This is a genomic window from Atopococcus tabaci DSM 17538, assembly GCF_000429585.1.
Taxonomy (GTDB): Bacteria; Bacillota; Bacilli; order Lactobacillales; family Carnobacteriaceae_A; genus Atopococcus; species Atopococcus tabaci.
On record NZ_AUCD01000020.1, the window covers coordinates 1 to 12,092 of the forward strand.

Annotated in this window: 9 protein-coding genes; 3 read left to right on the forward strand and 6 right to left on the reverse strand. The window is 49.4% G+C overall.

Going from position 1 to position 12,092, the window contains the following annotated elements; translation table 11 throughout:
* Positions 1 to 353: 353 nt before the first annotated feature.
* From G470_RS0104625 to G470_RS0104640, 4 genes are all read right to left on the reverse strand, one after another.
* Positions 354 to 812 (reverse strand): SprT family protein, encoded by a 459-nt coding sequence (locus tag G470_RS0104625; protein ID WP_028273811.1) that lies wholly within the window; start codon positions 810 to 812, stop codon positions 354 to 356.
* Positions 813 to 823: 11 nt separating this feature from the next.
* Positions 824 to 3,001, reverse strand: coding sequence for a Tex family protein (locus G470_RS0104630; RefSeq protein ID WP_028273812.1), 2,178 nt, complete (start codon positions 2,999 to 3,001; stop codon positions 824 to 826).
* A 122-nt stretch (positions 3,002 to 3,123) separates the two neighbouring features.
* Entirely contained in the window at positions 3,124 to 3,945 is an 822-nt protein-coding gene (locus G470_RS0104635; protein ID WP_028273813.1) for a metallophosphoesterase, read from the reverse strand.
* 22 nt (positions 3,946 to 3,967) lie between these two features.
* Positions 3,968 to 4,705 carry a metallophosphoesterase gene (locus G470_RS0104640; RefSeq protein WP_028273814.1) on the reverse strand — a complete coding sequence of 246 codons (738 nt, stop codon included), beginning with the start codon at positions 4,703 to 4,705 and terminating at the stop codon, positions 3,968 to 3,970.
* A 212-nt stretch (positions 4,706 to 4,917) separates the two neighbouring features.
* Here G470_RS0104640 and G470_RS0104645 point away from each other — a divergent pair, with 212 nt between their 5' ends.
* From G470_RS0104645 to G470_RS0104655, 3 genes are read left to right on the forward strand one after another with little or no spacing between them, the layout of a single operon-like run.
* On the forward strand, positions 4,918 to 5,784 hold the full coding sequence (locus G470_RS0104645; protein ID WP_028273815.1) for an efflux RND transporter periplasmic adaptor subunit: 867 nt from the start codon (positions 4,918 to 4,920) through the stop codon (positions 5,782 to 5,784).
* Between the two features lie 17 nt (positions 5,785 to 5,801).
* Entirely contained in the window at positions 5,802 to 6,506 is a 705-nt protein-coding gene (locus G470_RS0104650) for an ABC transporter ATP-binding protein (RefSeq protein WP_028273816.1), read from the forward strand.
* A gap of 3 nt (positions 6,507 to 6,509) precedes the next feature.
* Positions 6,510 to 7,730 (forward strand): ABC transporter permease, encoded by a 1,221-nt coding sequence (locus G470_RS0104655; RefSeq protein ID WP_035445099.1) that lies wholly within the window; start codon positions 6,510 to 6,512, stop codon positions 7,728 to 7,730.
* A gap of 76 nt (positions 7,731 to 7,806) precedes the next feature.
* On the opposite strand, the gene G470_RS0104660 is transcribed toward G470_RS0104655, so the two are convergent.
* Entirely contained in the window at positions 7,807 to 9,198 is a 1,392-nt protein-coding gene (locus G470_RS0104660) for an L-cystine transporter (RefSeq protein WP_028273818.1), read from the reverse strand.
* Between the two features lie 225 nt (positions 9,199 to 9,423).
* Complete coding sequence (locus tag G470_RS0104665; RefSeq protein ID WP_028273819.1) at positions 9,424 to 12,087, reverse strand: calcium-translocating P-type ATPase, PMCA-type; 2,664 nt, start codon at positions 12,085 to 12,087, stop codon at positions 9,424 to 9,426.
* Positions 12,088 to 12,092: the final 5 nt, after the last annotated feature.

Genomic DNA, 12,092 nt, shown 5'->3' on the forward strand with positions numbered 1-12,092 from the left:
GACTTCTCGCCATTCGTTGTTACTACTAAGCGCTGACGAGACCTCCCCGGGTAAGAACGACAACCTTCTGCTCATGTCACTGCTCCATTTACTGTACAGGATTCGGGCAGTATCGGACTTCACTTTGTTTAGCAAGCTCATCCGTCCTGATTCAGCCTTTGTATGAAGTTTCTGTTCGTCAGTGCAAGCATTTGCGTCCGTCTTCCTTCAGATTCCGCCTCACGGCGGACACCCTTGACTTTCGCTAACAGTTCCTACTGCCAAGTCTGTAGTGGACTTTCACCACCAAGTTGTCGCCCATGCCGGGCGCACTAAAAGAAATCCAGCGGACCTCACCAGTCCGCTGGGTTTGCTTATATTTCTTCCTGCCCAATAAGGTGCAGTCTGCCGCTGCATTCTCCGCAGACGTATTTTGAGGTATCGAACCGGCGTTGGCGGATATAGAGCTTGCCGCAGGCTCCACACCGGTACTGCCATACTTTTTTGACCTGAATCGAACGTAGGGACTGCACATAGCGCGTTCCTCCGACCGCCTGCAGCAATTCTTTGAAGTCCTTGTCCCTGTGGCGGTAGCCTCTTCCAGTCAGATGCAAATGGTAGTGGCAGAGCTCATGTTTGATTACCCCGATTAACTCTTCCTCTCCAAACACGTCCAATATTTGGGGGTTGAAGTCCAAATGGTGCGTCTTTAAATGATAACGGCCGCCGGTGGTCTTCAATCGCTTGTTGAAAGTGGCTTGATGTCGGAACGGCCGGCCGAACGAATCGATGGAAATCTTTTCCACAAGTGCTTGCAGTTCTCGTTGGTTCATTTTTCCCTCCGTCAGTCGTTGATCATGGTCAAAGAGATACGGCCTTTGTGTACATCCACATCTTGAACCCAAACGGTCACAATGTCTCCCACCGCAATGACGTCGCTCGGATGTTTAACGAATTTGTTGCTTAGTTTGGAAATATGAACCAAGCCGTCTTGTTTTACGCCAACATCAACGAATGCTCCGAAGTCCACCACATTGCGGACGGCGCCTTCCAGTTCCATACCCGGCTTCAAGTCTTCCATCGTCAACACATCTGTCCGCAGCAACGGCGCCGGCATATCGTCCCGCATGTCGCGCCCCGGCGCCATCAATGCCGCCACGATGTCTTTCACCGTTTCTTTTCCGAGATCCACTTCGTTGCTCAAGTCGGTTAAGTTCCATTTCGACAAGGATTCCTTCGCCTGATCGGTTCCGACGTCGCTCTGTTTCAAGCCGGCCAACTCTAGAATCTGTTTGGCTTCTTTGTAAGTCTCCGGGTGAATGCCGGTGTTGTCAAACGGTTCTTTGCCTTCTGGAATACGTAAAAATCCGACTGATTGTTCAAAAGCTTTCGGTCCCAGGCGCGGCACTTTTTTCAGCTGGGAACGTTTGGTGAACGGGCCATTTTCTTCCCGGTACGTGACCACGTTTTGAGCGGTGGTTTTGTTTAACCCGGAAATGTGCTGCAATAGGGCGGCGCTGGCGGTGTTGACGTTGACACCGACCTGGTTCACGACCGTTTCAATCACAAAGTCGAGTTGGGCCGTCAGTTTCTTCTGGGACACATCGTGCTGGTATTGTCCGACCCCGATGGATTTCGGATCGATTTTCACCAGTTCCGCCAGCGGATCCTGCAGACGGCGGGCAATGCTGACAGCGCTCCGCTCTTCGACCTGCAGCTGCGGAAACTCCCGGCGGGCTTCTTCACTGGCTGAGTAAACTGAGGCCCCCGCTTCGTTGACAATCACATACGAAACAGGCCGGTCCACTTCCTTCAACAGCTCCGCCACAAAGGTTTCGGATTCCCGGCTGGCGGTTCCGTTTCCGATGGCAATCGTTTCGACTCCATGTGTGTCAATCAATTGTTTCAATTTCGGTCCCGCTTCAGCGCGCTGGGAGCGGTTGGCCGGAGGATGCGGGTAAATCACCGCGATATCCAGCACCTTCCCTGTGGCATCAATCACCGCCAGTTTGCAACCTGTGCGGTAGGCCGGGTCCAATCCCAGAATCGTGCGTCCTTTCAACGGTGCCTGAAGCAAAAGATTCCGCAAGTTCTCCCCAAACACGTCTATCGCCTGTTCTTCGGCGGATTCCGTCAATTGGGCACGGATCTCCCGTTCAATGGCGGGGCCGATGAACCGCTTGTAACTGTCCGCCACCGCCTCTTTGACGTAGGCCGAAGCCGGTGACCGTGTGCCTGCCGGGATTTCCTGCAGGTTGATGTGCTCCAATATCTTTTCTTCTTCCACTTCAATCTTGACCGTCAAGATGCCTTCTTTTTCTCCCCGGTTCATGGCCAATATGCGGTGATGCACCACTTTTTTCACCGGTTCCGAATACTCGTAGTACATTTCGTAGACGCCTTTTTCATCTTTGTCCGCGTCTTTCTTTGTAGACACAATGGCGCCGTTTTTTTCAGTGAACTGACGAACCCATTTTCGGTATTCAGGGTGCTCCCCTACCCGTTCCGCCAGAATTTCATGGGCGCCTTGCAGAGCCGCTTCCGTCGTTGGGACTTCTTTTTCTTCATCAATAAACGCAGCGGCTTTTTCTTCCACTCCTTGTTTGGGGAATGTGAGCAGCCAATCCGCTAAAGGCTCCAGCCCTTTTTCTTTCGCAATGGTGGCTTTCGTGCGTCGTTTTTGTTTGTAAGGCCGGTACAGATCTTCCACGCGCTGCATCTTGTCGGCTTTTCGGATTTCTTTTTCCAGCTCCGGCGTCAATTTTTCCTGCTCCCGGATGCTGTTGAGGACTTCTTCTTTTCGTTTTTCCAAGTTTTGCAAATACGTGTGTCGCTCTTCGATTTCCCGAATTTGCACTTCATCCAGCGATCCGGTCGCTTCTTTACGGTAACGGGCGATAAACGGAACGGTATTGCCTTCTTCCAACAACTTCAATACGGCGGTCAATTGCTGGTCGCGGTATCCGCTCAATTCTTTTTTCAATAAATTTAATATGAGTTTGTCGCTTTGGTTGTCTGTCATATTTCTCTCCTTCTTTCGTGTCCACTTGTAAGTGTATCATACGGAGTTTTGTCATGCGAAGCGGTTTGGCAAGCCGGCCGTTTTGAAATGAGCACACAAAAAAAGCGGGGGGGTTCCCGCTTTTAGAGGGCCATTGTGACCAATGTCTGTGCCAATTCGTCTGCCGGATCTGTCGAGCGCCAATGTTTTTTGTTGCCCAGACAAGCCGAGACAAATGTGGTTTCTTTTGTTCGATAGGTTTTGCGGAAATGGACATGCCCCATCACACTCAACGCAATCGGATACTTTTCATACAATGCCTCATAAGAGACGCTGCCCAGAAAAGCGTTAAAGTAATCGTAAATTTTATGCGGCAGGGGAACCACGAACTCGGGATGGGTCGCCACATGCGTCATCAAAATCACTTTACGGTCTCCGACTTGGGAAAGGTCGCTTTCCAGCTGCCGCAGCATGCGCCGGCTCACTTCCCGGTCACTCATGCCCCAATCAATGTAATGGCGGTCATTCCAAGAAGCAAAGCGGTATTTCTTTTCAGCAAATTTTTTCAGCGAATACATGTCGTGGTTGCCGTATCCGTAATCGTACCAGCCCGGACTCCCTACAACCGCCCATTCGTCATTCAACAGACGCGGACGGGCAATCAGCGATTCGGGCTGACGCTGAAAGAAGTCATAAATGTCTTTGGTTTGGGTGACGCCGTTCTTTTTGGACCAAAAGTCATGGTTGCCGGGCACAAACAAGACGGGTATCCCGCTTTCGTGCTGCAGCCGGTCCAAAAACTCTTGGGAAACACGGTAGTCGCTCGATATGTCCCCCGCCAACAACAACTGATCTACTCGTTGTCTTTTCAACAGCCGGCTCAGCAGCTGTTCGTAATTCTGCCCTTCCGGCAATGCTTTTTCATTTCCATCAATATGCAAATCTGACAAAATGCCTATCCTCATCCACGTGCTCCTTCTGTTTTTTTCAAATACTTCCATCCCATACATAGCCGGTGTTTTTCAATTGAATGTCTCTGACAATGCCGTTTTTATCGAAAATGACGCCGTGGAGGGAGCCGCCATACACTGCGCCTCCGTCAATGCCGATTTTTCCATCATCCGTGATCCACAAGTCGGATGTCCGGTTATCCCCATGCAGCATCGGGGTGATGGTGTGCCCGAAGACGATGGTTTTCCCGGTACGGTTTTGACGGTCATAAAATCCTTCCCGAATCCATACAAAATCCTGGTCGGCCGTGTTTCTCCAGTCCCGTTTCGATAAGTCGACTCCCGCATGAGCAAAAACATAGTTCTCCCATTCATAATACAGCGTCAGGTTTTCCAAAAATGGACGTAAAAACGGGTAGCGGCTTTCCAGCATCATGGCCATTTCTGTCGGGGAATATTCCTCATGCGCTCCTGCATGCAAGAAAGATTGGATGGTTTTCATCCCGCCGTTCATCCGGTAAAGCGCATAGTTTTCTTCCGGATGATTCAAAAACTGAATCAGCATGTCTTCGTGATTGCCCTTCAAACAGATGGCTCCTTTTTCCCGAATCAATCTATCGGCCAGTTCAAAACAAGCTTTGGGGTTTTCGCCTCGGTCTCCTAAATCTCCGATTAACAGCAGCTGCTGCTCTTCTTCGTTCCAGTGGGATAACACTTCTTCAAACATAGAAAACTGTCCGTGAACGTCTCCAACGACAAACAGTTGTGTTTTCATCGTCCTCTCCCCGTTTCTTCTTTTTTCTATTATAACGTACAAACCTGCTGATAAAAACTGTGCGCTCTGTTAAAAGTGTGAAATTTTCACGAAGGTTTCGCGCTTTCACCCGCATTCATGGAAAGTGCCTTCTAAAAGCGATATACTGATGAAGTGACTCTCTTTCTTTTAAGAAGTTAACTTACATACTCAAAGCGAAAGGATGTACAATTATGAATTGGAAAAAAGGAATCGGAATCGTCGCGGTATTGGCCGTCTTAGGCTTTGTCGCTTACAGCGTCTTGGGAAGAGAAACCGAACCGCAGGCCGAAAGCGTGCGGTTCGGCGAAGCGACGGAAGAAGCCATCACGGAAACCGTGCTGCTGTCGGGATTGATTGAACCACAGGAAACGCAGGAATTGATCGGACAAGGGGTTGTTTCTGAAGTGAACGTTTCGGTCGGTGATGACGTCGCAGAAGACGACGCATTGGTGACGTATGTGGACGGCACGACTCTCCGTGCAACGATGGACGGGACCGTGACTGAAGTGAACGTATCGGAAGATCAACCCGACATGAACGCACAATCAGGACAATTTTCCATTGTGGTGGCTGATTTGGATAACCTGCAAGTGGCGGTCTCCATTTCCAAATCCGATTCCGAATTAATCGAAGAAGGACAATCGGTGGAACTGACTTATGGCGATGACGTCTACGACGGAACAGTCTCCCACATCGACCCGGTTGCCACAACCGAGCAAACACCGACAGGCACCACCACTGCCCAACAAGCCGTCATCAGCATCGACTCCGAGGCGGACAATTTGGTGGCTGGGTTTGACATCGATGCAGAAGTCATCGTCGCTTCCAAAGAGGACGCGCTCGTCATCCCGCTCGAAGCGTTGATGTACAACGAAAACAACGAACCGTTTGTGTTTGCCGTCGAAAACGGCACAGCAAAAGAAACACCTATCCAAACAGGCATTCAGTCCAATACACATATCGAAGTCACTGAAGGAGTGTCTGCCGGTACGACAGTCATTTTGTCTCCAAACGAAGCGATTGAAGACGGAACACCTGTCGCAGCAAATCAAGAATAAAGAAAGGAGAGCCAAACGTGATTGATATCACCGATATAAGAAAAGTATACAAAATGGGTTCCGAATCGTTGACGGCTCTCGACGATGTCAGTTTGACCATCGAAGACGGCGAGTTCACCTCCATCATGGGACCCAGCGGATCGGGAAAATCCACACTCATGAACATCTTGGGCTTGCTGGATACTTTTGATTCGGGCAACTACGTCTTGAACGGCACCGATGTATCCGGCCTGAACGACAACGAACGCGCACACATCCGCAACAAAGAAATTGGTTTTGTATTCCAGTCGTTCAATTTGATGCCGCGGATGAATGTGTTGGAAAACGTGATGCTGCCGTTGGTATACGCAAAAGTGCCTGCCAAAGAACGGAAAGCCCGCGCAGAAAAAGCTTTGGAACAAGTCGGATTAGCCGACCGGATGTACCATAAAACCAATGAAATCTCCGGCGGGCAGTCCCAACGTGTAGCCATCGCCCGCGCCATCGTCAACAATCCATCCGTCATCATGGCGGACGAGCCGACGGGGAACTTGGATTCGAAAACAACCATCGAGGTCATGCGTATTTTCCAACAGTTGAATGACGCCGGAACCACCATCGTCATGGTGACGCACGAACCGGATATGGCGGAATACACGAAACGCATCGTTCATTTCCGGGATGGGAAACTTCTGAAAGATGTACGAAAAACGCCAAAACGGCTGCCGGAAGGAGAGGTTTAGATCATGTTCAAAGAAAATCTCAAAATGGCCGTCGGCAGTATTCTCGGCAATAAAATGCGTTCTTTTTTGACGATGCTGGGAATCATTATCGGAATTTCTGCCGTCATCGCCATCCTCTCAGTCGGAAACGGTGCGGCGAATCAATTGACCTCCACTTTCAGTGAGTTGGGAGCCACCACCATCAGTTTGTCAGCTTCTTCGGAAGATGGAAACGAAGACTTGATCACCGATGAAGACATTCAAGTCATCAAAGAGTCCATTCCTGAAGTGCGGTACGTCTCCCCTGACGAAACGGCTTCCAGTCAAATCGCTTCGGAATTTGCAGACCGCCGTGCCATTCTTTCGTATGGAACACCGGACATGCAGTACACGAATCAAATGATGGAATCGGAGGTGGTCCACGGAAGGTATTTCAACCAGACCGATTACGAGGACGGGAAAAATGTCGCGGTCATTACTGAAGACACGGCCCGCGCGTTGTTCAACAACCGCACAGATGTCGTTGGCGAAAGCATCCAATTGTCCGGCACGCAAAACCAATTGAATCTGCAAGTGATCGGCGTATTGGACGGAACATTTGACCAGCTTCAAGGGTCGTTTGATTTGAGCGAGATGCCGCTCTATGTGGCCATTCCGTTGACAACGATGGGCGAATTGAACCCCGATGCCACAAGTATCGATGGCTTGACCATCCAGACGGAGTCGACGGAAGCCATTGAACCGGTGTCCAATCAAGTTGTCCGCCTGTTGGAACTACGTCACAACTCCGTGGGCGAAGACAACTACACGGCGTATAACTTCTTGCAGGCTCTGGATCAAGTCAACAATGTGCTGAACTTGTTTATCAACTTTATCGCCGCTGTGGCCGGCATCGCGCTTCTTGTCGGCGGAATCGGAGTGATGAACATCATGCTCGTCTCCGTGACAGAGCGGACAAGAGAAATCGGAACCCGAAAAGCATTGGGCGCCACCACCAACACAATTTTGGTGCAATTTTTGATGGAATCCATCATCCTCAGTTTGATTGGCGGACTCATTGGATTGACGTTGGGTATTTTGCTATCAAATGTAGTTGCCGGGGCACTCAATATTGTCCCTGAATTCACCCTCTCAGCTGTCTTGCTGGTGATTGCGTTCTCCACCGCAGTCGGAGTCTTCTTCGGTATTTATCCTGCGCGCAAAGCCGCACAGCTTGACCCTATTGAAGCACTGCGTTACGAATAATACAAAAACTCCCTGCACCCGAAAAACAGGTGCAGGGAGTTTTCTTTGTTTCAACATCCAAGCATATAAAGAAATCTTACATGTCCGAGCTGACAATAGCCGATTCATCATTCAAGACTGCATCATCGAATTCACCGATTCGTCTGGAAGAAACAACACCCGCCAAGATACTGTCGTTGACGTTCAGCATTGTCCGCGCCATGTCGATGATCGGTTCCACGGAGATGACCAATCCCACTATGGTCACCGGCATCCCCAGCGTTCCGAGGACGATTAATGCGGCAAAGGTTGCACCGCCGCCGACTCCGGCCACCCCAAACGAACTGATGGTCACCACTGCGACAATCGTCAAAATCGTCATCGGGTCAAACAGGTCCATTCCCACACTCGGCGCGACAATCGCAGCGAGCATCGCCGGATAAATGCCGGCGCATCCATTTTGTCCAATCGACAACCCGAAAGTTCCAGCGAAGTTGGCGGATGCATCGTCTACGCCCAACGCATGCCGCTGGGTTTCAATGTTCAGCGGCAGTGCCCCCGCGCTGGAACGACTGGAGAACGCAAAACCGAGAACCGGCCATGCTTTTTTCAAGTATTGAACTGGATTCACTTTCATTGCTGCCAAAATCAGCATGTGGAGCAGAAACATCACGATTATCGCAGCATACGAAGCAATCACGAAGACCGCCAAGTTGATCAGCGCCTGGAAACTGCTGGTCGCCAACGCACGTGTCATCAACGCAAAAATTCCGTAAGGCGCCAACCGCAGCACCAATGTCACAATGCGCATCACAATGGCATACACGCTGCCAATTATCCGTTCAAACATTTCGCCGTTTTCCGGGTCTTTGCGGCGGACACCCAAGTAAGCCATGCCCACAAATGCAGAGAAGATCACCACTGAAATGACGCTGGTGTCACGCAGCCCTGCCAAGTCCTCAAAAAAGTTGGTCGGAATAAAGTTGACGAGTTGATCGGCGATCGTCAAATCAGCCACTTGCTGCTGACTTTCTTGAAGTTCTTGGATCCGTGCAGCTTCAGCAGCTCCCTGTACAAACTCCGCCCCGTCCAGGTTAAAGAGCATGACGCTTAGAATACCAAGGAGTGCGGCAACCGCTGTCGTAGCCAATAAAGTGGTCAAAACCGTGGCACTGATTTTTCCCAGATTTTTGGTTCCTTCTATTTTCGTAAACGCACGGATGATTGACACAAAAACCAGCGGCATGATCAACATCTGCAAGAAACGGACGTAGCCGGTTCCCACCAGCGAAATCCACTCCATCGCCTGACTGGTGACTGTTCCCTCCGCGCCAAACAAAAGCTGTAAAACGGCACCAAAAACCACTCCAGCTCCCAGACCGGTAAACACGCGTTTTGAAAAAGCCACGTGTTTTTTCTGCATGGTCCACAATCCATAAAGGACAGCAATAAATACAGCCAACACAAGTAAAACGGTTACTGTTTCCATCATTCTTCCTCCTAATATCATTTCGGAAGGTGTCATGAAGAGTGAAGGTCCCAGATTGGCTTTTCCACCACCAATCCTAAAAAACAGTTGTTCTTTAGTGACAAAGTTTATTATATCGCTCAACCAAAATAATTCAATACTTACGAATAATAAGATTTAAATTTCTCGTCATCATCAAACAAAAAAGACTGCTCATTTCTGTGAGCAGTCTTTTTCTTATACAATTTAGTCTTCCTTATCAAATTTACGGATAAAGAATTTCACCACTTCAACAATCGGAATGATGGAGAAGGATGTGAGAAGAACCGCCAACCACTGTTCTCCATTCAAAGGCGCAACGTGGAAGAAGTCGTTCAAACCTGGAACGAAGATGACCATCGCAAGCAACACGAAGGACAACAAGACTGCCCAGTTAAACGGTTTGTTGCGGAATGGTCCAACTTGGAACAAGGAATTTTTAATTGATTTGACGTTGAATGCATGGAACAACTGAATCAATCCCAATGTTGCAAACGCCATGGTCAATGCGTCCAAGTGTACCAATTCCGGGTCTCCGGCGTGTACCGGGTTATTCGTTGCCCACCAATAAACAAACAAGGTGAGCCCACCTTCCAATACCCCTTGGTACAAGATGCTTGGGAATACCCCGTTCGAGAAGAAGGTCGCGCCTTTTCCTCTTGGCGGGTGGTCCATCACGTCTTGTTCAGCCGGTTCCATTCCCAAAGCAATCGCCGGGAAGGTATCGGTCACCAAGTTGATCCAAAGGATATGGACAGGTTCCAAAATGGTCCAGCCAAGCAAGGTGGCAACAAATAAGGTGATAACTTCCCCTAAGTTGGCAGAAAGCAGGAACTGAACTGCTTTTTGGATGTTGGAGAAAATCTTCCGTCCTTCTTCAATCGCAAAGACAATCGTTTGGAAGTTGTCATCGGCCAAGACCATGTCAGAAGCATTTTTCGATACTTCTGTACCGGTAATCCCCATTCCTACCCCAATGTCGGCAGTCTTCAAAGATGGAGCATCGTTGACCCCGTCACCTGTCATCGCAACAATCTTTCCATTGTTCTGCCAAGCTTTCACAATTCGAACTTTGTGCTCCGGAGAAACACGGGCATATACAGAAACGTCATTGACTTTGCGTACGAGTTCTTCATCGGATATTTGTTGGAGTTCCGGACCGGTCAAGACACCTTGTCCTTCTTCCAAAATGCCTAAACGTTGGGCAATTGCCTGGGCTGTATCTCGGTGATCTCCAGTGATCATGACTGGACGGATACCCGCTCTTTTCGCCACACGAACCGCGTCTTTTGCTTCTGGACGTTCAGGGTCAATCATCCCTGTCAAACCAGCAAAGACCAAATCATGTTCCACAGTCTCTGTATTGACTTTTTCAGGCACTGCATCACTGTACTTATATCCACCGGCCAATACACGTAATGCTTGTGTCGCCATGTCGTGGTTGGCCTCCAATGCTTTCTGTCTCAACTCTTCAGTGAACGGAACCACTTCGCCGTTGAGATCGATATGTGTACAACGATCAATCAACACGTCCGGGGCTCCTTTTGTCGCTACGTAAAAACGTCCGTCGCTCAACCGGTGGATGGTGGACATCAGCTTACGATCGGATTCAAACGGCACTTCTGCCACACGCGGTTCTTTTTCCAACTGCGCTTCCAAATCCAGGCCTTTGTCCAATGCGTATTGAACAAGCGCTGTTTCTGTCGGGTCACCAACCAAGGTGCCGTCTGCGGTGATGTTTGTATCGTTTGCATAAGTGGTTGCCCGAAGCAGCGGATTGTCCAACCCGACTCCTTCTTCGTCATCATGAAACTCATTGTTATAGTATACTTTTTCGACAGTCATTTTGTTTTGGGTCAATGTACCGGTTTTGTCGGAACAAATGACATCCGTACTTCCCAACGTTTCAACCGCCGGTAAGTTCCGGACCAAAGCTTTTCGTTCGGCCATTCGTTGTGTACCGATTGATAAAATAATCGTTACAATCGCCGGCAAACCTTCCGGAATCGCTGCAACAGCCAACGAGATGGCAATAAGCAGCATGTCCAGCCATTCACGGCCCTGGTACAATCCGACACCGAACATAACGACGGCTACAACAATGATGGCAATCGTCAAGTACTTTCCGAGACGGTCCAAGTTCCGTTGAAGCGGTGTCATCGTTTGTTCGGATGTATTCAACATGTCGGCAATTTTACCGACTTCTGTGTTCATGCCCGTTCCCACAACGACGGCTTCCCCACGTCCATAAGTGACGTTGGTGCTCATGAATCCCATGTTTGTGCGGTCGCCGATTCCTGTTTCCGGATCGCTGATGACGCCCACTTTTTTTTCAACCGGGACCGACTCCCCCGTCAACGCTGCTTCTTCAATTTTTAACGAAGCTGCATCGAGGAACCGTACGTCAGCAGGCACCACATCTCCTGCTTCCAGCAACACGATGTCTCCAGGCACAATCTCTGTACTTTTTACCGATTCCACCCTGCCTCCCCGGCGGACGTGGGCTTCAGGTGAAGCCATAGATTTCAAGGCACTGATGGCCTGTTCGGCTTTATTTTCTTGGAAAACACCCATGACAGCATTCAAAACGACAACCAACAAAATGATGACTGCATCGGCTACGTCACCAAAGGCGGCGGAAACAAGGGCAGCCACAAGAAGTACGATAATCATAAAGTCTTTGAACTGATCAAAAAACTTTGCAATGAGACCTTTTTGTTCTTCTTCCTGCAACTGGTTATGGCCGTACTGTTCTAATCTGCGTTGAACTTCATCTGAGCTCAAACCTTCCCTTGATGTGCCCAACTTGTCCATGATGTTTTTTTCATCTAATGTGAAAAACGCTTCATTTAATTGTTGTTTCTCCTCCAACAGAT